The organism is Oscillibacter sp. CU971 (assembly GCF_905219725.1).
Classification (GTDB): Bacteria; Bacillota; Clostridia; order Oscillospirales; family Oscillospiraceae; genus Oscillibacter.
Genome location: NZ_CAJMXG010000001.1, coordinates 30,307 through 53,727, shown reverse-complemented (window position 1 = coordinate 53,727; position 23,421 = coordinate 30,307). Strand labels below are relative to the sequence as shown.

The 23,421-nt window shown below is 60.8% G+C and carries 18 protein-coding genes; all 18 read left to right on the top strand.

Annotation, left to right across the window (positions count from 1 at the left end):
* Window positions 1-557: 557 nt before the first annotated feature.
* On the top strand, window positions 558-1,304 hold the full coding sequence (gene terS, locus JX325_RS00210) for a phage terminase small subunit (protein ID WP_204789168.1): 747 nt from the start codon (window positions 558-560) through the stop codon (window positions 1,302-1,304).
* Between the two features lie 598 nt (window positions 1,305-1,902).
* Complete coding sequence (locus JX325_RS00205) at window positions 1,903-3,744, top strand: phage terminase large subunit family protein (protein WP_204789167.1); 1,842 nt, start codon at window positions 1,903-1,905, stop codon at window positions 3,742-3,744.
* Complete coding sequence (locus JX325_RS00200; RefSeq protein ID WP_204789166.1) at window positions 3,745-3,981, top strand: DUF6148 family protein; 237 nt, start codon at window positions 3,745-3,747, stop codon at window positions 3,979-3,981.
* A gap of 11 nt (window positions 3,982-3,992) precedes the next feature.
* Window positions 3,993-5,627, top strand: a complete 1,635-nt coding sequence (locus JX325_RS00195; protein ID WP_204789165.1) for a phage portal protein — start codon at window positions 3,993-3,995, stop codon at window positions 5,625-5,627.
* Complete coding sequence (locus JX325_RS00190) at window positions 5,617-6,735, top strand: head maturation protease, ClpP-related (protein ID WP_204789164.1); 1,119 nt, start codon at window positions 5,617-5,619, stop codon at window positions 6,733-6,735. Before JX325_RS00195 ends, JX325_RS00190 begins: the two co-directional genes overlap by 11 nt.
* Before the next feature lie 16 nt (window positions 6,736-6,751).
* Window positions 6,752-7,084, top strand: a complete 333-nt coding sequence (locus JX325_RS00185; RefSeq protein ID WP_204789163.1) for a hypothetical protein — start codon at window positions 6,752-6,754, stop codon at window positions 7,082-7,084.
* Between the two features lie 61 nt (window positions 7,085-7,145).
* Complete coding sequence (locus JX325_RS00180; RefSeq protein WP_204789162.1) at window positions 7,146-8,195, top strand: major capsid protein; 1,050 nt, start codon at window positions 7,146-7,148, stop codon at window positions 8,193-8,195.
* A 3,081-nt stretch (window positions 8,196-11,276) separates the two neighbouring features.
* Window positions 11,277-12,734 carry a phage tail protein gene (locus JX325_RS00175; protein WP_204789161.1) on the top strand — a complete coding sequence of 486 codons (1,458 nt, stop codon included), beginning with the start codon at window positions 11,277-11,279 and terminating at the stop codon, window positions 12,732-12,734.
* 13 nt (window positions 12,735-12,747) lie between these two features.
* Complete coding sequence (locus JX325_RS00170) at window positions 12,748-13,266, top strand: phage major tail tube protein (RefSeq protein ID WP_204789160.1); 519 nt, start codon at window positions 12,748-12,750, stop codon at window positions 13,264-13,266.
* 413 nt (window positions 13,267-13,679) lie between these two features.
* Complete coding sequence (locus JX325_RS00165; RefSeq protein ID WP_204789159.1) at window positions 13,680-13,871, top strand: hypothetical protein; 192 nt, start codon at window positions 13,680-13,682, stop codon at window positions 13,869-13,871.
* 239 nt (window positions 13,872-14,110) lie between these two features.
* On the top strand, window positions 14,111-17,707 hold the full coding sequence (locus tag JX325_RS17705; RefSeq protein WP_243413834.1) for a phage tail tape measure protein: 3,597 nt from the start codon (window positions 14,111-14,113) through the stop codon (window positions 17,705-17,707).
* Complete coding sequence (locus JX325_RS17700; protein ID WP_243413833.1) at window positions 17,704-17,907, top strand: tail protein X; 204 nt, start codon at window positions 17,704-17,706, stop codon at window positions 17,905-17,907. Before JX325_RS17705 ends, JX325_RS17700 begins: the two co-directional genes overlap by 4 nt.
* Before the next feature lie 12 nt (window positions 17,908-17,919).
* On the top strand, window positions 17,920-18,963 hold the full coding sequence (locus tag JX325_RS17695; RefSeq protein ID WP_243413832.1) for a phage late control D family protein: 1,044 nt from the start codon (window positions 17,920-17,922) through the stop codon (window positions 18,961-18,963).
* Window positions 18,963-19,289: a hypothetical protein gene (locus JX325_RS00155; protein ID WP_204789158.1), complete on the top strand. Its 327-nt coding sequence runs from the start codon at window positions 18,963-18,965 to the stop codon at window positions 19,287-19,289. The genes JX325_RS17695 and JX325_RS00155 overlap by 1 nt, the downstream gene beginning before the upstream one ends.
* Before the next feature lie 44 nt (window positions 19,290-19,333).
* On the top strand, window positions 19,334-19,954 hold the full coding sequence (locus tag JX325_RS00150) for a phage tail protein (RefSeq protein WP_204789157.1): 621 nt from the start codon (window positions 19,334-19,336) through the stop codon (window positions 19,952-19,954).
* Between the two features lie 12 nt (window positions 19,955-19,966).
* A complete protein-coding gene (locus JX325_RS00145) occupies window positions 19,967-20,296 on the top strand; it encodes a GPW/gp25 family protein (protein ID WP_204789156.1) in 330 nt (109 codons plus the stop codon).
* Window positions 20,293-21,432 carry a baseplate J/gp47 family protein gene (locus JX325_RS00140; RefSeq protein WP_204789155.1) on the top strand — a complete coding sequence of 380 codons (1,140 nt, stop codon included), beginning with the start codon at window positions 20,293-20,295 and terminating at the stop codon, window positions 21,430-21,432. Before JX325_RS00145 ends, JX325_RS00140 begins: the two co-directional genes overlap by 4 nt.
* A 103-nt stretch (window positions 21,433-21,535) precedes the next feature.
* Window positions 21,536-22,492 carry a phage tail protein I gene (locus JX325_RS00135; protein ID WP_204789154.1) on the top strand — a complete coding sequence of 319 codons (957 nt, stop codon included), beginning with the start codon at window positions 21,536-21,538 and terminating at the stop codon, window positions 22,490-22,492.
* Window positions 22,493-23,421 lie beyond the last annotated feature (929 nt).

Sequence of the window (23,421 nt, the reverse complement as noted above, 5' to 3'; positions counted from 1 at the left end):
CCGGAGGGGTTTTATGCGCGCGGTATAGTCTCCTGATAGCTGGATATATACGCCCCCCTTCCCCCCAATCAGCCAGCCGGGCCAGGCCGGGACCGGACCGGCGGACGGGGACCGGGCCAGACCGGACACGCCGGACCACAAAACCGCGCCCGCGCAAGATTCAACACATACGCGCACAAGCGCGAATCAAGACCGCGCGCGAGGCCGTAGGTACTCCCTGGACACCCCTCGCCGCCTGCGGGTCCGTGAGCGCAGGATTTTTTTAGGTATGAAGAATTTTTTTCGGCTTCCCCCGCGCTGACCTGAAAAAATAAGGGGGGCCTGAAAAAATGGGGGATAAAAATTGAGGCCGAGTTGTGAACAAATTATGAATTTTCAGGAAGTGGCACACCGTGTCCCGATTTTCGTGATAGATTGATAGTANGAATTTTTGGCCTGCGGCGGAAANGNNGCGGGCTTTTCTGTTTTCGTGCCCGTGTCCGCCGAAGCCCTACGTTTCCACGCGGGGTATATATGTAGGCGGCGCGGGCCGTTACCATTAGAGGGGGTGCGGCGCTGTGGCGAGGCGGAGCGCGGAGCGTGATACCGCCAGGGCTGAATACATAGAGCGCCGGAGCCGTGGCGAGGAAGTCAATCTGGCAGAGTTGGCCGACCGGCTGGGCGTGAAGCGTCAGACCTTGCGGAACTGGAAGAGTAAGTATAAATGGGACGAAGCTGTGCCGCCCCAACCGAAGAGGAAGAGGGGCGGACAGCCGGGGAACAAGAATAGTAAAGGAAAGAAAAATGCAGCGGGGTCCCATTCGGGAGCACCAACGGGAAATAAGAACGCAGAAAAAGACGGAGCGTACAGCGCCGTCTTTCTTGATATGCTCACGGACCAGGAGCGGGAGATTGTGGAGAAAACACCGCTGGAGGTTCGGGCCGCGTTGGAACACGAAATGAAGATACTGAAATTCCGCGAGCATAAGATACTGGAAAAAATCGCGGAGTACGAAAAGGCCGAAGAGGGCGCGGTATATCTTAGCGCCATGACGGAGATACGCGGGAAGAACGACACGACCATGCGGTTTTCTGACAGCGCCTTTAAGCGGGTCCAGAGTTTGCAGGAGGCGCTTTACAAGGTACAGGGACGTATCGCCAAAATCACGGACAGCCTGCGGGGGCTGGACGAGAGCGCAGCACGCCTTGCCATGGAGCGGGAACGGCTGGACATTTTGCGGATGCGGGCATCCGGCAGCGTGGACGTGCCCAGCATGGAAGAATCGGACGACCCGCCGGACAAGGTACTGGAGGATGAACAATGAGGCTATACACTTGTGAAGCCGTGGCGGACTGGCTGGCGCTGACGCCGCGCCGGGTCCGGCAGTTGCGGGACGAGGGCATTATCAGCGAGCGGATGCCAGGCTTNNATGAAATGAAAGCGACCNTCACGCGGTACATCATGTATCTGCGGAAGGGGACCGGGAAAACCGACCTGAACGACGAGCGGGCGCTGCTCACCCGCGCCAAGCGGGAAGCGGCGGACATGGAGAACGATTTGCGGCGGGGGACGCTGCACAGTTCGGAGGAAATCGAAAAGGGCATCAAGACCATGTGCCTGAATATCCGCGCCAAGCTCCTGATGCTGCCCGCCAAGCTCTCCCCGCGCCTGGCACAGATGGAGGGCAACCAGGCGGAGATTTTCGACGAGATGAAAAAAGCCGTAGACGAGGCGCTGGAAGAGCTGTCCGACTACCGGACGCTCCTTGCGCTGGCGGAGGGCAACGATGAAGAAGAAAGCGGTTGACCTGTGCGAAGGGTGTATATGGGCAAACAGAATCAGCGACCGGCGGGTATTCTGCCCATTCCCCCAGTGCGTGCGGGGGAAGCTGTCGCCCGGCGGGAGCAGGAAGGACAGGGACGATGAACACCAGAGAAGCCAGGGCGTGGATTGTTGAGCTTGCGCCGCAGACGNAAGCCATGTTCGCACGCTGCGNCGCACTCCTGAAACCGCCGCCCGCGCTGACGCTATCCCAGTGGGCGGATACATACCGGGTGCTGTCGGCAGAGAGCGCCGCCGCGCCTGGACGATGGAACACGGACAACGCGCCTTATCAGCGGGAAATCATGGACGCCATCGGGAATCCCCATATCCGCAAGGTGGTCATTATGAGCGCCGCGCAGATAGGAAAGACGGCCATGCTGATGAACGTGTTGGGCTACTATATGCACTACTACCCCGCGCCGGTGATGGTGATGGAGCCTACCCTTGATATGGCACAGGCGCTTTCCAAGGACTTCCTCGCGCCCATGATTCGGGATATGCCGGTGCTGTCCGCGCTGGTGGACACCAAAAGCCGGTACAGCGGGAACACCATCCTAAAGAAAAACTTCCCCGGCGGTCATGTGACAATCGTGGGAGCAAACAGCCCCGTGGGACTGCGTATGCGGCCCATCAAGGTTTTGCTGGCCGACGAGGTGGACGGCTACCCGGAGAGCGCCGGGACAGAGGGGGACCCGCTGCTGCTGGCGCAGAAGCGGCAAACGACCTTTTGGGACAAGAAAACAGTTATCGTCTCCACGCCGACCATCAAGGGACACAGCCGGATTGAAANNGAGTTTTTGGACAGTACAATGGAAGAGTGGACCGTGCCTTGCCCNNGGTGCGGCNATTTCCAGCCGCTCCAGTGGGGACCNATCAAGTTCGACAAGGACGACCTGACAAAGCCAATCCTGTACGAGTGCGAGCGCTGCGGGGAGGTATTCGGGGAATACGAATGGAAGCGCCAGGGCAAGCACGGCCATTTCGTGGCGAAGAATCCGAATGCGGAAGCGCGGGGGTTCCACCTGAACACGCTGGCCTCCAACTTCTGCGGCTGGCATGAAGTTGTGGAGAAACACCAGCTTGCTACCGAGCTTCTGCGCCAGGGGGACCCGGAGAAGATGAAAACGTGGGTCAACACGGAGCTGGGCGAGACGTGGGAAGAGCCGGGCGACCGGGTGGACGAGGACGCGCTTATCACACGGCGGGAGCTGTACGGAGCGGAGGTGCCGGACGACGTGCTGGTGCTGACGGCGGGCGTGGACGTGCAGGCGGACCGTTTCGAGGTGGAAGTCGTGGGATGGGGCGTCGGCAAAGAGAGCTGGGGCATCCGCTATCAGAAAATCATCGGGGACACGATGGAAAATCCCGTGTGGGAAAACCTGGACGCTTTTCTGCTGACGCCGTTTCACAAGAAGGATGGAACGGCGCTTTATATTTCCGCCGCGTGCATCGACAGCGGATACAGGTCCAACCAGGTCTACAGCTTCACCGTGGACAAGTTCAACCGCTATGTGTTCGCCATCAAGGGCAAGGGCGGACAGGGCGTGCCGTACATCCGCAACCCGTCCACGGATAACCGGGTCAAGACGCCGCTGTTCACAATCNGCGTNNNCNCGGGGGAGNATTTTACCTACCAGCGCTTGCGCGTAACCGAGCGGGGGCCGAACTACTGCCATTTCCCGTCCGACGAGGGGGCAGGGTACGACGCGACCTACTTCAAGGGGCTGGCAAGCGAAATGAAAATCACGCGGTTCCGCAAGGGGAAAATGACCGTCTCCTGGGTGCTGCGGGACGAGGGATACAAGCGCAACGAGCCGCTNGACCTGCGCAACTACGCGACAGCCGCGCTGGAAATCTACAATCCGCCGCTNCAGAAGCCGGAGCCGGGGGCCGTGGTCCAGCGNCGGACGGGACGCCGGAAACTGAATGGAGGAATCTAAATGGCTATTTACTCGGTAGAGTTTTGCAAGAGAANGCTCAATACCNGGCTTGCGGCGGAGGAAGCTATCGCCACCGGGCAGAGATACCAGATCGAAGGCCGGAGCCNGACGCGGGCGGACCTGTACGATGTGCGGAAAGAGATCGAATTTTGGGAGGGGAAACTTGCCGTAGCAGCGGCAGAGGAACAGTACGGCGGAAGGAACCGGGTATTCCGTGCGGTTATCCGTGATGTGTAGGGAGGTCAGGCATGGCAAAAATGAATTTGCTGNNCCGGNNCATTGCCGCCGTCNCTCCGGTNCGGGCGGTGAGGCGAGCCGCCGCGAGAACGGCGCTGGAGTTTGTCAACAGCGGATACGGTAACTACGGCGCGAACCTGACCAAGAAGAGTATGCGCGGCTGGATGTACCACNGCGGAAGCCCGAAGGAGGACATCGAGGATAACCTTGACGTGCTGCGCCAGCGGTCCCGCGACGCCTATATGGGAATCCCGACGGCCTCTGCCGCGCTGAAAACCATGCGGACAAACGTAGTGGCGGGCGGGCTTATGCCGTCGCCGCAGATCGACGCTGATTATTTGCGGCTGACCAACGAACAGGCGGAAGCGCTGCAAGCTCAAATCCTGCGGGAGTTCGCTCTGTGGGCGGATACGCCGGTATGTGACGCGGACCGTGTGGACAATTTCTACAAGCTGCAACAGCTTGCTTTCCTGTCCTACCTGATGAACGGGGACGCCTTTGCANTGCTGCCCGTGAANGAGCAGCCGGGCCAGCCGTACAGCCTGCGGGTGCGCGTCATTGAAGCGGACCGGGTGTGTTCGCCGGACGGATACGACCGCCTTGTACCCTGCGAGGTAAAGGGTCACAAGGTACACAGCATCGTACAGGGCGTGGAGACGGACGCCGACGGTATGGTAATTGCCTACTGGATATGCAACCAGCACCCATTGTCCAGCCTCTCCAATCAGGCGGGCGCGCTGGAATGGACGCGGGTAGAAGCCTACGGGAGCAGCGGGAGGCCGAACGTCCTCCATGTGATGAACCGGGAACGGGCGGGCCAGCGCCGGGGCGTCCCTGTTCTTGCCCCGGTCCTGGAGGCGCTGAAACAGTTGGGGCGGTATACCGAAGCGGAGATCACGGCGGCGGTTATATCCGCCATGTTCACGGTTTTTATCCAGTCCGCCACCGTGCAGAACGGGAAGCCAATAGGCGAGGCGCTGCCGCCGGAACAGCTCATTGACGCGCAGGACCAGGGGACTATCGAACTGGGCAACGGCGCAATCGTGGCGCTGAATCCGGGGGAAACGGTAGAGTTTGCGAAGCCGGAACACCCGAACAGCGGGTACGACGCTTTTTTCAACGCCATGGTAAAGGAGATCGGCGCAGCGCTGGAAATCCCTCCGGAGGTACTGGAAAAGCAGTTTACGCAGAATTTCAGCAGCGCGCGCGGGTCCCTCAACGAGTTTTGGCGAACCTGCGGGATGCAGAGGGATTGGTTTTCGGACGACTTCTGCCAACCGGTCTATGAGGCGTGGCTTGCCGAAGCGGTGGCGCGAGGACGTATCAAGGCACCGGGATTTTTTGGCGACCCGGCAATCCGCAAGGCATATGCCGACTGCAAGTGGAACGGGCCGAGCCGGACAGCGCTGAATCCGTCCCAGGAGGTAGAGGCCGCTATAAAGCGTGTGGACGCCGGTTTCTCCACGGCGGAGGAAGAGACGGCCCAGCTCACAGGAGGGGACTACAACCGGAACATTCGCAAGCGGGCGATAGAGGCCGCGCGAAAACGGGAGGTAGACAAGATCGCAAACCCGCCGCCCAGCGGAGCGGGANAGACGCCGCCGGACACAGGCGGGCAAGAAGGNGNAACGGGAAATGCCCAATAAGTTTTGGCAATTCCGCAATATGGCGGGAGGCGGCGCGGAGCTGCTGCTATACGGCGACATTGCGGACACAAGCTGGTGGGGGGATGAAGTGACCCCAAAGCAGTTTGCCGAGGANCTGGACGGCCTGGGAGCCGTGANCGAGATTGCNGTGCGCATCNACAGCGGAGGCGGTGACGTGTTCGCCGCACAGGCCATCGGCAATATGTTGGAGCGGAACGCGGCCCATGTGACGGCCTACATCGACGGCGTATGCGCGTCGGCGGCGACAATCGTTGCCTGCCACTGTGACAAGGTTATCGCGGCGAACGACAGCACCTATATGATTCACCCGGTCAAGATGGGGCTGTTCGGCTATGCGGACGCGGCAACGCTGCAACAGTACATCGACGCCATCACCACCATACGGGAGAACATCGTCACCCTGTACGCCAAGAAAACGTGCCGGGAGAAGGACGAGGTGGCTGGGTGGATGGACGCGACGAGCTGGTGGACAGGCCCCCAGGCAAAAGAAAACGGCTTTGTGGACGAGCTGACGGATAACGAAGAGGACGCAGTTGTGGAGAACCGCAACGGCGTCCTCTTTGTTAATAGCGTCAGTATGGGCCTGCCGTTCGACAAGGCCCCTAAATTCGTGCAAGACAGTCTGACGGCCCCCGCCGCCGGACGGCCTGCAAATACAAAACCGGCGGGACAGCCGGAGAAACAACAGGAGGTACAGGACATGGACCCGAAAGACATCAAGACTGTGGACGACCTGCGGAAAGCCTATCCCGCGCTGGTTGACCAAATCGAGCAAGCGGCGGTGGCGGCGGCGACGGAGGCTGCAACCAACGCCGAGCGGGCACGCATCCAGAGCATTGAGGATATGGCCCTGCCCGGCAGCGAAAAGCTGGCGGCAGAAGCCAAGTTCACCAAGACCATGAGCGCGGCGGAATTTGCCGAGGCAATGGTCAAGAACGCCAAGACCCAGGGCGCGACCTATCTGGCACAGGTGAAGAAGGACGCGGAGAGCAGCGGCGTCAACGGCGTCACCAGCGCCCAGCCCGCCGGTATGACCAGCGGCGACGAGTTCCTGGCGACTATCAAGAGCGTGGGCCAGAAAAAGTAAGGGGAGGAAAAACGACATGAGCATGGATTTGAGCGTCAAGAAATTCAGCACCGAGCCGGGATATTTCGAGGCGGGAATCGGACCTGTCGCCAAGGCCGTGAAGGTGGCGGCGGCGGACATCCCCGCCCACGCGCCCGTGGCGCTGGACGGCGACGGCAAGCTGACGCTGTTGACGGCGGACAACAAGGCCAGTGTCTACGGCCTGGTGCCGGACAGCATCCGGGCGGACGAGGAAGGGCCGGTATGGCTCACCGGAGAATACTTTGCCGACAGCCTGGTTTTGCCGGAGGGCATGACGGCGGCGGACGTGGAAACGGTGCTGCGGAACATCGGCATTTTCCTGAAATAAACATTCCCGCTTCCCGCAAGGGGGCGGGAAAATTTTTGCACACAAAAGGAGGAAATGAATTATGCCTAACGCGATTGATATTTACCAGCCTCGGTATATGGCGGAGGTGGTGCGGCAGACCCCGCCCATCCCCACCTACTTCNGGGACACGTTCTTCAACCGGGTCATTACCTTCCCCACCGAGCGGGTGGACATGGACCTGATGAAGGGAGACCGGAAAATCCTGCCCTACGTCCACCCGGACGCGGGCGGCAAGGCCGTGAAGATGGACGGATTTCAGACCAAGAGCTATGCCGCGCCGCTGGTGTCTNGCTACATCGTGACCACCGCCGCGCAGATGATGACCCGGCTCCCCGGCGAGGACCTTTACAGCGGCATGACGCCCGNCGAGCGGGCGGCGCGGAAGCTGATGGAGGAATACGCGACCCTGAACGACGCCTGTACGCGCCGGGAGGAATATATGTGCGCAGAGGCCATCAAGACCGGCCTTATCCATGTGGAGGGTCCCGGTGTGAAGGAGGACATCGACTTTGACTTCACCANCACGGTCAGCCTGACCGGCGACGAGCAGTGGGGCGGGAGCAAGGCGGCAATCCTGAACAACCTGGAGGACTGGGTGAGCCGGGTGCTTATCGAGGGCTTTGCCAACGTGGATACGGCCATCATGGGCAAGACCGCCCTGCGCAAGTTCCTGGACGACGCGGACGTGATGAAGAAGCTGGACAACCGGCGGGTGGANCTGGGCATCATCGCCCCCAGGGAACTGCCGGGCGGCGTCAGCTACATCGGCCACCTGAACAAGCCCAATCTGGACATCATGCAGTATGCGGGCGTCTATNTGGACGACTGGACGNACCCGGCCAACCCCACCGTCAAGCCGCTGGTGGACGACAACATGATTATCCTGATTTCCTCGGCGGCGAGTTTCATCATGGCCTACGGCGCGTGCAGCTACTATGACGAGAGCAAGCAGCTTGTGACCGCGCAGACCTCNCGCCTGATGCACTCCTACATCNTCCACAACCCGGAGCGGCGCATCCTCCAGCTCGACGCCCGGCCCCTGCCTATCCCCGACAAGGTGGATAGCTGGCTGGTTGCTACCGTGTGCTGATGGAGGGAATGGAAATGGCGAGAGGTAAGAAAACAGATAAGAAGAACACCGCCCCTGCCCAGAAGACGGCGGAGCGGACCGAGGACGCCACCGCCACCCAGGAGACAGCGGAGCAGGCCGGGGAGGCCACCACCACCCAGGAGACGGCGGAGCAGGCCGGGGAGGCCACCACCACCCAGGAGACAGCGGAGCGGGCTGGGGAGGCCACCACCACCCAGGAGACAGCGGAGCAGGCCGGGGAGGCCACCACCACCCAGGAGACGGCGGAGCGGGCTGGTGAGGCCACCACCACCCAGGAGACAGCGGAGCAGGCCGGGGAGGCCACCACCACCCAGGAGACAGCGGAGCGGGCTGGGGAGGCCACCACCACCCAGGAGACAGCGGAGCAGGCCGGGGAGGCCACCACCACCCAGGAGACAGCGGAGCGGGCTGGGGAGGCCACCAACACCCAGGAGACAGCGGAGCAGGCCGGGGAGGCCACCACCACCCAGGAGACAGCGGAGCGGGCTGGGGAGGCCACCACCACCCAGGAGACAGCGGAGCAGGCCGGGGAGGCCACCACCACCCAGGAGACGGCGGAGCAGGAAGAGGGCACCGCCCCTGCCAAAGAGACGCCGGAGCGGGACATCCTTGCGGGAATCCAGAATCCGTGTGTATACTGCGGGCCGACCATGCGGGGCGTGGCGCGGCAGTACACCACCTTCCAGGGGGGAATCCCCGACGCGCTGCGGGACTTCATCAAGGAACACCCGGAGGCGCGGCAGCTTATCGTCTCCACGGCACAGTTTCCCGCTATGCGCCGTCGGCTTGACACGCCGGGGACGGCGNAGGCGAAGCTCTACAAGCAGGTCAAGGAGCTGCTTGGGAAATGAAAGTTCTGTTCGACTATGGAGTAGGCGGGGAGCCGGAGGGGTCCCCGCCTACGTTCAAGCAATGCGCGGCGGCGGATATTCACGCCGCGTTTCTGAATCCGACCGAACACGGAGAGGTGCGGACAATCCGCTATGACGGCGTGGAATATGAGGACATCACCGTGATAGAGAGCGGGCCGAAGGAGGGCAAGCGGTCCTCCGTGGTGCAGATGCAGCACGATTTCGGCCAAGGTCTGTATAAGCGGACCATCATCCTTTACGTCGCGGAGAAGGACCTGAACGGCGTGAAGCCGGAGCAGGGGTCCATGCTGTCCATGAACGACGAAGAGGGCGGCACGTTCNTCCACAAATACCGCGTGGTGGAATCGGGGACGGAAATGGGAATGTTCCGGTTGAAGCTGGAGGAAGTGGACGAATGAACACGGAAGCAAGGACCAACGCAATCACCGGGTCTGTCACCGTCACGGTCAACGAGGCGGCAGGGCAGGCGGCTATCGAGCGGGCAAAGGCGCTGCTGGCCGGTATCCAGGGCGGCGTGGACAAGGCTATGAAAGCCTCCATGAGCCGGACCGTTGACAGGCTGCGGCGGGAGAGCAACCAGGCCATCCGGGAGAAGTACGACATCACGGACGCGGGAATCCGCGCAGAGAAAAACGTGCGGGTCCGATACAGCTACCAGAACGGCGTGCAGGCCACCGTCACCTTCTCCGGGCGGAAGATACCGCTGTACCGTTTCGGCGGCGCATACCCCAANGTTCCGACGCAGGACATCGCGGCGGGGAAGAAGCCGNTCATGGTAAAGGGCGCGTGGACCATGCAGTACCAGGGAGTGGCCGCACGGGGCCACCAGTTCCAGGACACCGGCCCGACGCAGTTCATGGACGCCTTTGTGGCGCAGATGAAGTCCAGGCATATCGGAATCTTTGAGCGGACCGGCGGAAGCACCAGCAAGGGCAGCGACGCTATCCGGGAAATTATGGGGTCCTCTGTGGCGCAGATGGTGGGAAACCAGCAAGTGGCGCAGGGGTTGACCGAGCGGGCCTATGAGACGTTTGAAACGGAGCTGGACAAGGCGGTGTACCGAATCCTGACGGGATGGAGGTAACACGAGGGGTCCCCGGCGAAACCCAGCGCAGCGGTTTCGCTGGGGAGAGGACGAGCAACGGATTGAAGCGGATGCCCGGTGAACAGCCGGGCGTAGCGGAAAGGAGTTTGCGAGGACGTTGCAGAGAGTGNCCTTAGAGAACGAAACCAAAGTGGGCNTGCTGTACGNGCTGAAAGACTTTACCACGGAGACGGTGAAGGACCTGCTTATGCCGGTGAAGCGGCAAAAACAGGACGAGCGGGAGCCGAAGCGCAGGGCGGCGGCGGTGTTTCTGGCGCGGTTGCCGGACATGACATCGTTCGAGAAAAAGGCACCCTTCATTCTCCACCAGGCGGTGACGGGCGAGGACGGGCTAAAGAACGCCAACAAGGGGACGGGCCGGGAATCCAGGTTAGAGCTGCAAAGCTCCGCCGTTATCCGGTCCGTGTTCTGCGTCTACCACCCGGACGAGGAAGAGGGCGGGCTTGCGCTGCTGAACATCATGGAGGAAATGCGCATCGCGCTCCTGATGTACCCGACACTGAACAAGGTCTTTGAGCTGGACCTAAAGGAAGGTATCAACCAAATGGTCTACCCGGAAACGGGAGAGCGGGGAACCGCGCCGTTCTACCTGGGGGAAATGGTGACGGCCTGGAAGCTGCCGCCGGTAACAAGAATCGAGGCGGCGCGGGTGGCGCACGGCTGGCTACCGGACGACAAAGCCGTAAGGCACCTGCAAGACAGCTACCCAAAGACGGACCCAAGAATCTGAAAGGAAAGGATTTGAGCGCACATGGCGAAGAAAGAAACCACCGCGCCCGTGACAGGGCCGGACAACACGGGGAACGAGAAGAAGAGCCGGGCGGGGACGTGTCCCTCCGGCTTTTACATTTACATCGGCNCCAACATCAAGAAGCACATCCAGACCGGGACCATCTACCGGGGGACGCGGGCGAACGCGCTGAAACAGGCGGCGGAGGCTATCAAGGCGTACCCGCTGGTCAAGACCCTTATCGTCTCCGGCGACGCGCTGCCGGAGGCCCGTTTGAAGGTCAAGGCCCCCGGCAACGCACTGTACGCCAACTACATGAAGCTGAAGCTGGCGGGAAAGGAAGGTAAGTAACAATGGCGAAACTCGGCGTACACGTTTTTGAAAAGGCTACGTCCGTCCAGACGCCGAAGGTGGCAACGGTGGGCATCCCCTTTGTGGTGGGGACCGCGCCGGTGCAGTCTGCGGCGAAGCCTGCCAAGTCCAACGTCCCCGTGCTGGTGACGAGCTGGGACGAGGCGGTGGAGAAGCTGGGCTTTTCCTATGACTGGGAGAGCTATACGCTGTGCGAGTTCATGTACTCCCACCTCCAGCTTTTCGGGGCGCAGCCGGTCATTTTCTGCAACATCAACGACCCGGCCAGCATGAAGCGGGAAGAGGCGGCGGCGGACTATACCGTGGCCGACCACAGGGTTGCCGTCTCCGTGGACGCGATTGCGGACACCATCAAGGTCAGCGTGGCAGAGGGCGCAGGCGAGGCGGCTACAACGCGGGCGCTGGAGCGGGACACGGACTACAGCATCCTCAACGACCGGGACAACACGGATACCTACGTCTGCATCGTGGAGCTGCTGGAGGACGGAAGCGCCTATGACGCGGAGACGGTGAGCGTTGCCTACAGCGCGGCGGACCCCAAGACCGCAACGGTGGCCGACGTGGTGGACGGCGTGGCCCAGGTGGACGCCTGCCTGACGGCGGTGGGCCTGGTCCCGGACCTTGTCGCCGCCCCCGGCTGGTCCCACAATACCGTCGTGGCTGCTGTGATGGCGACCAAGGCGGCGGCTATCAATGGGCTGTTCAAGGGCAAGGCCGTTATCGACGCGGACTGCGGCGAGGACGGCGTGACCGAATACTCCCAGCTCTCCGGCTACAAGAACAAAANCANCNTTGTGNANGTGGACCAGATTATTTGCTGGCCTATGGTGCAGCTCGGAGACTACCGCTTCCACCTGTCTACCCAGCTCTGCGGCCTGATGGCGACGGTGGACGCCGGAAACCGGGGAATCCCCTACGAATCCCCGTCCAACAAAAACCTGAAAATGGACGCCTGCGTGCTGGCGGACGGTACGCCGGTCAACCTGACGTGGAACCANGTGGNCCTTATNGCGGGGAGCTGGGGCGTCGTTACGGCGGTCAACTTCCTGGATTCCGGGTGGGTCGCCAAGGGCAACTACACCGCCTGCTATCCGGGCAATACGGACGTGAAGGACCAGTTCATCCCCGTGTCCCGTATGTTTGACTTCATCGGGAACACCCTTATTCGCACGTTCTGGTCCAAGCTGGACAAGCCCATGACCCCGGCGCTGCGGGACAGCATCTTGCAGACCTGCAATATCTGGCTGGGCGGGCTGACCGGCGGCGGCTACCTCTACGGGGCGCGGGCGGAAATGCTGGCGGAGGAAAATCCGCTGACCTCTCTGCTGGACGGCATTATCACGCTGCACATCTACAACGCGCCGCCCGTACCCGCGCAGGAAATCGACTTCATTCTGGAATACGACGTTTCCTACATGGAGACGGCGCTGGCGGCGTAAGGAGGAATAGAAGATGATTTATCCGAACGGCCATATTGATTACCTCATGTACGAGAATGGCGGGGCGCTGATCGGCGTTGCCAAGGTGACAATGCCCCCCATCAAGTACAAGACCGTCACCGCCACAGGCGCGGCGCTCATGGGCGACGTGACTATCCCTCTGGCAAGCATGATTGAGGCCATGACCATCAATATCGAGTTCTCCAGCGTGGCGGACGCCATTGTACAGCTCGGCACCAACGAGTGGCACGACGTGGCCCTGTACCTGGCGGACCAGTATTTTGACGGCGTGACCCGGAAGGAAGAGCTGGAGCCGATTCGCTTTGAGCTGTCCATCCGGCCCACGGAGATCAACCAGGGGACCATCCAGACGGCCAGCGCCGCCGACGCCTCCGGCACCTACAGCGTGTGCAAGTACACGGTGTATAAGAACGGGGCAAAGGTCATTGACATTGACCAGTTCAACCAGGTCCACGAAATCAANGGCGTGGACAACGCCGCCNTGGTGAGAAAGGNCATGGGCATGATGTAGTCGAAAGAAGCCTGCTGCATTGCGCTTCCGGCTAACGCCGAAAGCTACATATCCGCAGGCTCCTTTCTCCTATCAAAACCGCACCCGCTACGCTGGGCTGCGGTTTTGTTTTAGGACGGGGAAACGAAAATAAAGCCGCCCCTTCATGAGCTGGAGGGGCGGCTTATCAAATACAGGAAGGAGCTTTACCTATGAGCGCAGAGGAAAAGAAGCTGGACATGGAGGGCGTGGCCCAGGACGCGGCGGAGGCCGAGCGGGTGGCGGAGGAAGCCAGGCAGGNGTAGGAAACCGGGAGCTATACCCACACGTTCAAGAATCCGTTCCCGTGGAAGGGCAAGACCTATGAGACGCTGACGTTCGACTGGACCGCGCTGAACGGCGGGGACCACCTGGAAATCGAAAGCGAAATCGTGATGAAGGGCCGCACGCTGGTATCTCCGGCGTTTACCGGGGACTTCCTGGCGGGTATGGCAGCGCGGGCCTGCACCGAGCGGGACGAGAAGGGCAAGCGGGTCATTGACGGGTGGGCAATCAAGGAAATGCCCCTGACCGATTTTCAGGCCATTACGAGGAAAGCGCGGGGTTTTTTGCTGCGTGCGGAGTAAAAGTCGAAGGGCTTTGGCTCCGAAAGCAATGTATCCTTCTGGCGCGGCATAACGGCGGTTCGCCGCTGGATTGGTTGGGCGTCCCTCTTTGGCAGTATGGCGGCTGGATTCAGGCCACCAATGAATTGAACGAGAAGAAAAAGCCGAAAGCACCCGAAAAAATTCCAGCCAGCCTGACGGGAAATAAGGCGAAGGAGCTTTTCGGCCTGCCGGGGAATGGATGATAGGGAGGCGACGAAGTGGCGCAAAAGCAGTATTCCTTTGACTTTATTCTGAACGCTGTACTGAACGGCGGATTTTCCGGCACGTTCACAAAGGCACAGCAGGAGTTTATACGGCTGGGCACGGAAATCAAAAACCTCCAGGCTATTCAGCGGGACGTGAAAGCCTATGAGAAGCAGGCGGCGGCGGTACAGAATACGTCGCAAAAGCTGGAAAACCTGAANCGGCAGTANNAGCTTGTCAACAAGCAAATCGGGGAAACCACCGGCTCCACAACCGCGCTGGAGCGGGAAAAGCTCAAGCTGGAACAGCGCATTAACAACACGGAGGCGGCGNTTGAAAAGCTGCGGCAAAAGNTGGGGGAGACAAAGGACCGGCTGGACGCGGCGGGGGTAAGTACATCCGACCTCGCGNGCAAGGACGCCGAGCTGACCGCCAAAATCCAAGAGTTGACCGAAGAGCAGAAGAAAGCCGCAGAGGGAGCGGGAGGGTTCGGCAATGCTGGCGTACAGGCCATAGAGGCCGTAGGCGGTGCCATTGCAGCCGCCGGTATCACCGTGGCCATGAAGTCAATCGCGGACGCCTACATGGAGTGCGTGGAAGTGGCCGGAAACTTTGAACAGGCAATGTCCGCTGTGGAGGCAATCGCCAACTCCAACACATCGGAANTGGCGGCGCTGACGGCGGAGGCAAAGGAGCTGGGAGNAACAACCAAGTTTACCGCGCAGCAGAGCGCCAACGCTATGGAGTATATGGCGATGGCAGGCTGGGACGCACGGGAAATGCTGAACGGCATGGACGGCGTTATCAACCTGGCGGCAGCAGCCGGGGAGGACCTGGCGCAAGTATCCGATATTGTAACGGACAACCTGTCCGCCTTTGGGCTGAAAGCGTCGGATACCGCGCACTTTGCGGATGTGCTGGCGGCGGCAGCGGCAAACTCCAACACCAATATCTCCATCATGGGCGAGACATTCAAAAGCTCTTCCTCCGTTGCGGGCGCACTGGGTTACAGCATTGAGGATGTGGCCGTGATGGTGGGCCTGATGGCGAACAACTCCGTGAAAGGGTCCCGCGCCGGGACCGCGCTGCGCAATATCTTCAACGGCCTGCTGGACGGCGTGACGCTGACGGCGAAAGCCTTTGGAGAGCTGGACTACTCCGCCGTCAATTCGGACGGCTCCATGAAGGGCCTGATGGAAACAGTAGAGGACCTGCGCGGGTATTTCAGCCAAATGACCGAGGCGGAACGGGTCAACAACGCTATGACCATTGCCGGTATGCGCGGCTACAACGGACTGCTTGCAATCCTGAACGCCACGAACGAGGACTTCCAAAGCCTGTACGCCTCCATCAACAACTGCAACGGCGCGGCGGAGCGGATGGCAAAGGTGAAGCTGGACAACCTGAACGGCGACATCACGCTTGCAAACTCCGCTATGGAGGCGCTGCAATCCACCATCGGAGAGCAATTCAACCCGGAACTGCGGGAGCTGACGCAACTAAAGACGGAGCTGCTGAACGGGCTGAATGATTTTATCATTGAAAACCCGTCGCTCACAAAGGGCCTTATGGCCGGGGCGGGTGCTGCTATGGCGCTGGGGACCGCTATTGTGGGTGCGAACACCGCAATGAAAGTTTGGAAAGCCCTTAATCTGGCGTCGCTGTTCGCAACACCGGCGGGACCGTTCCTAGCAGTTGTAGGCGCTGCCGCCGCTGCGACTGCGGCGGTAGTAACTTTTGTGGACGCCACGCGGGACGGCGGACCGGCGGTGCGGGAGCTGACTGTAGCCGCGCGGGAACTGAACGCGGAAATGGAGGAAGCGGGAAAAACCCATGAGGACGCGGCGGCTGAAATCCTGGCGACGGCAAACACGGCTGACTTTCTGATTGGGAAGCTGGAGGAAATGGAGGCCGCAGAGGGAGAGAACGCGGAACAGAGCCAGGAGTATCAAAACACGTTGGCGCTGCTTCTGCGGACAATGCCGGAGCTGTCCGACTGCATCAGCACCACCACGGACGAGTACGNGCGGTCTACCTACGCGCTGGAGACTGACACGGCAGCGCTCCGTGCCAACACGGAGGAATGGAAGAAAAACGCCCAGGCAAAAGCCTATCAGGACTATCTTAACACCGTATATGACCAGTACGGGGAGGTCCTGCAAGAAGCGGCGGAGAATGAAATCGGGCTGACCATGGCGAAGTACAAGCAGGAAGAGGCCAGTCAGAANTANAACGCCGCAATCGAGCGGATGAACGAGCTGTGGGCCGAAGCCAGCGAAAAGGCGGAGGAACAGAACCGGGAGTTTGGAACGCTGGTGGACGCATCGGCATTTCTCTCCCAGGAATACTACGACCTGCAAAACTCCCTTGAAAACCTCAGTCAAGAGCTGTTCGACGCACAATCCGATGTGGACGCACACGAAAAGGCCATTGAGAAGGACAAGGAAGCCGTCGCCGCCGCAGAAGAGGAAATGTCGCTTCTGGATAAAGTGGTACAAGACCTAATGCGGACGCTGGGCATCTACACGGAGGAAGAAGACAATCTGACAGCGCAGGAATCGGCGGNCCGGGAAGCGCTNGACGAGACAATGGCATNCGTACAGGCGTTGACGAAGGCATACGCAGACGCTTACGAGAGCTTTTCCGGGCAGTTTGGATTGTTCGACGAGGCAAAAGCGGACGCCGAGGCCACCGTTGCGGCGGCGCAAGAAGCGCTGAAAACACAGCTTTCTTTCTGGAAGGGGTACGCCGCCAATATCGCAGCCCTGAAAAAAATATCCGCCGAGCACCTGGGGGTAACGCAGGAGAACTACAACGCACTGATGGAGTATGTCAGGAGCGGGACACCGGAGGCGGCGGGCCTTGCCGCCGACATGGTCAAGGCCGTAAACGATGGAAACACCCAGGCGCTCACCGACCTGGCGGACACGCTGGGGGAAATCAGCGCAAGCCAGGAGGAAGCCGCCGGGGATGTGGCGGAATGGACGACCGGCCTCAACGAGCNGATGGACCAGCTTATCCGGNATATGAAAGAAGAAATCGGGAAGCTGGATATGTCGGAGGAAGCAAAAGAGAGCGGGCGGGCCACGGTGCAAGCCTACATCGACCAGGCGGAAGGTATGCTTCCGCAGGTACAAGCGGCATACGCGAGAGTTGCGCGGGCCGCTTCTCTTGCGCTGGGACCAGCGAAATACGCCGACAGCGCGTGGTATGCGAACGGTGGACGGGGCTATGCCAGCGGAACGGCAAACGCCGTGCCGGGCTGGTCCTGGGTAGGCGAAGAGGGGCCGGAGCTGATGCGGATGCACGGCGGGGAGCAGATTCTTCCCANNAGCGTTTCCCGCGAGGTNGCGGAGGACTACAACGCATACACGCGGTATACCGCCGCCCAGGGCGTACAGTCCGCAAGACCGCCCCTGGAGGTCACAGGGACGAGCGGGGCGGCGGCGGGCAGGCCGAAGATAGACCTGCACCTCCACATCGAAGCTGGGGCGTCGCCGGAGACGGTNAACGCCTGGCAGGATTACGTCAGCCGGGGCGAGCTGAAAAGCGCCGTCCTGGAGGTCATGGAGGACGCCGACGCGGACATGAGAAGGAGGGCCATGGTGTGAGCGGTTCCTACACAACGGTCCAGGGCGACACCTGGGACATGATTGCGTACCGGAAGCTGGGAAGCACAGACTACACGGACCAGCTTGTGAGCGCAAACCTGGAACACGTCGGGAAGCTCCTGTTCCCGGCGGGGGTCACGCTGCGCCTGCCGGAAATCGAGGAAAAGCCCAACGCAAACCTCCCGCCGTGGAAACGATAGCGGGGTGACGGTATGGCGGATAAGGTGCTGGCCCGGCGGACATCGGTTGATGTTACGTTCGACGGGACAGATATTACAAAGGACATCAAGNCGNATCTCCAGAGCATCACCTACACGGACGACACGGNCGANCNGGCCGACGACTTGNAAATCGAAGTACAGGACCGGGATAAGGTGTGGCTGCAAAAGTGGCTGACAGAGGCGGTGGAAGCCGCCGCCGGGGGCAAGCTGTCTATCAGTGCGGTTATCAAGCCGGAACACTGGAAGAAGGACGGGAAACTGAAAACGGGGGCGTTTGAGCTGGACAGCGTGGACGCCTCCGGCCCGCCAGCCAAGGTGACAATCAACGCCTCCAGCCTTGCATTTTCCTCTGACCTGCGCCAGACGAAGAAATCAAAGGCGTGGAAAAACTACAACCTGTCCGGCATTGCATCGGAAATCGCGGCCAACGGCGGCATGAGCTGTCAGTACGAAGCCAGCACAAACCCGTCCTATGACCGGGTGGAGCAGACCAGGCAGAGCGACATTGAATTTTTACGGAAGCTGTGCCAGGACGCCGGAATCTCCATCAAGGTCACGGACGGGAAACTTGTGCTGTATGACCAGGCGGAGTATGAAGCGAAAGCGCCGGTCCTCACCATTGAAGAAGGAGCGAAGGGCGGGTACATCAAGTACAAACTGCACTCCGGTTCGGCGGACACCAAGTATTCCAAGTGCCGCGTCCGATACATGGACCCGAACACGGGTAAGTGCATCGAAGGGACGGCGGAGGACAGCAGCGTTTCCGGGGACCAATGCCTGGAAATCAAGGCCAAGGTCGGGAGCGTGGGCGAGGCGCAAGCGCTGGCAAAGAAGCATCTGCGCCTGCACAACAAGCTGGCGAAAACCGCCACCTTCACCCTGCCGGGAGACGTGGGGCTTGTGGCCGGGGTCACGGTCCAGATCAAAGGCTTTGGCGGCTGGGACGGGAAATACATCGTCACCAGAGCGGTCCATACGGTGGGCGGCGGCGGATATACCACGCAAATCACGATACGGAAGGTGCTGGACTACTGATGAACATTGAGGACATCGTGCGGGAGGGGAAAGTAACCGCCGTGGACAACGGAAAGCGCATTGCAAAGGTGTGGTTTGATAGCATGGGGATTGAATCGGACTGGCTTCCAGTGCTGATAACCCGTGATTTTATACCAGACTACGATGTGCCGCAGCGGACGGAGTTTGAGGCGGGCGGTTCCGGGGACCCGGCGTTTGCGAGCCACAAGCACGATTTGATTATCAAGCCCTATATGCCAAAGGTCAACGACCTGGTGCTGGTGCTGTACTTCCCTGTGTTCAACGGGGACGGGGTGATTTTGGGAGGTGTGAAGCCGTGGCGCTGATTGGATACCTGGGGAAAAGCCCGGAGGATGGGATTTCGTTTATTGTGTCACGTGAGGTATTCCGCACCCCTAAAAACTTGAAATGGAGCGGGTCGGTACGATACGCCACCCACGAGCGGCACAACACCCACGCCCTGACCGAGTTTACCGGAATAGACCCGGACCGCTTTTCGTTCGACATCCTTCTGACGGCGGAAATGGGCGTGGACCCGCTGAAAGAGGTCGTCAAGATTTGGAACTACGAGCGGGACGCGGAGGCGCTGGGACTGGTGATCGGCGGGAAAGCCTACGGGAAATACCGCTGGAACATCAAGAACCACGAAACCAAGATAGAGTACACCGACAAGAACGGGGATATGTACGCCGTGGAAGTATCGGTGGAGCTTCTGGAATACCTGAAAGGAGAGGACCAGAATACCAGCGGCGCGGCCCCGGCCACAGCGCCAGCACCGGCGGCGACCGACACAGGCGGAGGGGGCGAATCCGGCGGCGGGTCCGGCGGAACAACCTACACCGTCAAGAAGGGGGACAACCTCTGGACGCTTGCCAAAAAGTTTTACGGGAGCGGCGCGGACTACACCAAAATCTACGAGGCAAACCGGGACACGATAGGGAAAAATCCGAACCTTATCTATCCGGGGCAGACGTTCACGATTCCGGGATAAGGGGGCGAGAGGATGGAGTACACTGTTTCCGCGACGGACCTTGCGAACATCCAACTGAACGAAGAGGACCGGGTAAAGGAAATCCTGCGCAATGTGGCCGTCATTCTGGCGACGCCGAAGGGCAGCGTTCCCATGTACCGGAGTTTCGGCCTGGACATGAGCTTTCTTGACAAGCCGATGAACGTTGCAAAAAACATGGCCGTTATCCCGGTAAAGGAAGCAATCGAGGAATGGGAGCCGCGCGCGGCATACAAGGATATGACCCTGTTCTTTGACCCGTCCAATCCGGGGAAGCTGGCCTTTACTGTGCAAATCGAAATCAAGGCAGGTGATTCAGCGTGAGCCGAGGGGCGGAATACAAGTTTATCCCCACGGACCCGGAGGACATCATTATCTGGCTGACGGCCATTTATGAGGAAATCATGGGCGTAACCGTACAGCCAGCAAGCCCGGAGCGGCATTTTATCCAGTGGATGGCGGAGGCAATCACACTGGAACGAGTGCTGACCAACTACACGGCCAACCAGAATATCCCCAGCCGGGCGGTGGGGGAAAACCTGGACGCGCTGGCGGAGCTGTTCTATACCCATGAGCGACCGCAGGCCAAGGCCGCGACCTGTACCATGCNTTTCACCANTTCCGAGCCGCAGGCGTTCGCTGTGCTGATACCGAAGGGGACCCGCGTAACGGACGCAAGGCAGACCCTTGTATGGGAAACGCTGGAGGACGTGTATGTGAACATCGGGGAGGAATACGAGGATACAAAGGTCCAGTGCCAGACAAGGGGGAAGCGGGGAAACGGATATGTGAAAGGCCAGATCAATTCCATCATTGACCNGTTCGCCTATTTCCTCTCCTGCGAAAACTTGACCNAATCGGACGGCGGAGCGGACGCGGCGACGGACGAGGAATTTNACGANCTGCTGCGCCTTAGTATGGACGGCTATAGCTGCGCCGGGGCGCGGGGCGGGTACATCTACTTTGCAAAGCAGGTCAGCACCGAGATAGCGGACGTGATCGCGGCGTCCCCGACGCCGGGCGTGGTGAAGCTGTACGTCCTGATGGACGACGGCACACCGGCCACAGAGGAAATGAAGGAGCGGGTTTTGGCGGCGTGCAGCGCCGACGATGTGCGCCCGCTGACGGACTTTGTTTCCGTGGAGGACCCGGAGGACGTGGAGTACAATGTGCGCCTCACCTTCTACACGCAGGAGGGCGCAGCAATCAGCGGCGAGGCGCTGGAGACGGCGGTGCGCGAGAAGGTGGAGCAGTACACGGCCTGGCAATGCGCGAAGCTGGGCAGGGACATCAACCCGTCCCGGCTTATCTCTATGCTGATGGAAACGGGCATCAAGCGGGTGGAGCTGGAGGAACCGGCCTTTACCTCATTGCAGGATGGAAGCGATAAGACGGTCCCCCAATTAGCCAGACTGGCCGGTCCCCCGGAGATCATCAACGGAGGGNACGAGGATNAATGATTCAGGGCTGGGTATTACCAAAGAAAACCTTCTGCTGATCGTACCGCCCGCGCTGACCCGTGACCCGGCCATGATGGCGCGGGCGGCGGCGGACGCCGAGGCTATGGCCGCGCGGCTGGCCGAGATTGACCGGGTGCGCATTATCTCCAACATCGACGGACTGGACGAAACCGTGCTGGATATTCTGGCGCGGGACTTCAAGGTGGACTGGTGGGACCCGGAGTACAGCATCGAAGAGAAGCGCCGGACCCTGAAAGGGAGCTGGCGGGTACACAAGATACTGGGAACAAAGGCGGCGGTGGAGACTGCTATCCGGGCAATCTACCCGCTGACCACCGTGGAAGAGTGGTTCGANTACGGCGGGGAGCCGTATCACTTCCGGCTGAACATCGACATTACCAGCGACAGCGGGGACCGGACAAGGCAAAAGCGGGTACTGGAGCGGCTGAACTTCTACAAATCCCTGCGGTCCCATAATGACGGCGTGCGTTATTTCCTGGTGCCGGAAAAGTCCTGGGCGCTGGCCGGAGGCGGCTTTGTAGGAAGCCGGGAGATTGACCGGGCAGAAATCCGCGTGCCTCCGCTGAAAAAGCCGGGCGGCGAGGTTATCACCATTGCCGGGGGCGGGTTAGTCGGAAGCCGGAGCGTGGGCCGGGCGGAGGTCAAGGTCCCGGCGCTTATCAGGCCGGGCGGGAGGACCGCCGTTGTTGCCGGTGGCGCGTTCGCTGGGAGCAGGAGCGCAGACCGGGCGACTGTCCGGGTGCCGCCGCTGAAAAGGCCGGGGGCCGTCGCCGGACTGACCGCCGGGGGCGCGTTCGCCGGATACCGGCAGCGGGTCGATGGGGCGGTGGACGTGCCGCCCCTCACCAGGCCGCAGGGCGCGGCGGACCGGGCGGTGTCCACCGGCTGCATCGGGAGCATCGAGCGGGCGACGGTGAAGCTGGACACAAGGCGGGTAAAGGTCCCAACCGGCAGGGCCGCGACGGCTGGAGCGGCTGGGGTTTTCCACAGTTATCAACGTATGACTGTCTATATTCCAACAACAATTTCAGGGAGGTAAAAATCTATGGCACACTGGAAAGACGCTGCCGTTACAAACGAGGGCGTGGAAATGCTCAACGAGTGGATGGCGGGCAGGAAAATCTGCATCGTGGCCGCGTTCGGCGGCACCGGGACGGTGGATAAGGAGCTGCTGACGGAGCAGACCGGCCTTGTGGACGCGAGACAGGAGCTTTACCTGCTGGGCGAGGAGGACAGCACGGACGGCAAGACGGTCCAGGTGCAGGTCCAGAACGCAACCGTCATGGAGGAGTACGAGCTGAACCAGGTGGGCGTGTACGCGGCCCTGGATGTGAAGAAGGACGAGGACGCGCCGGAGGAAATCAGGGCCAAGATGAAGCTGCTGTTCATCATGCAGGACGAGAAGGGCGTCACCATCCCGGCGGCTATGGATGCAAGTTTCCTCCTGGAGCTGTACTGCATGATCGGCATTACCAACAACGGGCGCTTTGAAGTCAGCGTGTCCGCCGCCGGTATCGTGACCGCCGCCTATCTGCGGGAGGTATTGGAGCGGACCATTGCCGCCCACAATGCGGACCCCGGCGCACATAACAGTCTGGCGGCGCGGATGCTGGCAATCGAAACCGCCCTGAACGGGAGCGGGACCATCATCCAGGCGGGCGACCCGACCGTGGAGACGGTGGGCCAGAAGGGCCAGCACTACATCAACTCCGAAACCGGGGCGGAATTTGAGTGCGTCGAGGTCAACGAGGACGGCTATATCTGGAATCCGGTGGAGGATGGAAAATCCGTCCGCGACCTGCTGGGGGCGCTGGGAAACGCGGAAACCACCCTGGCCGATGTGGACGCACGGCTGGGCCTGCTGGAGCTGATGTANCGCACACAGGTCAACGGCAACCCCTTCACGGTGTCCNTNTCCGATATGTCCGGTCTGGTGGTGACGGGCGTATGGAACGAGACGTTGAAGCG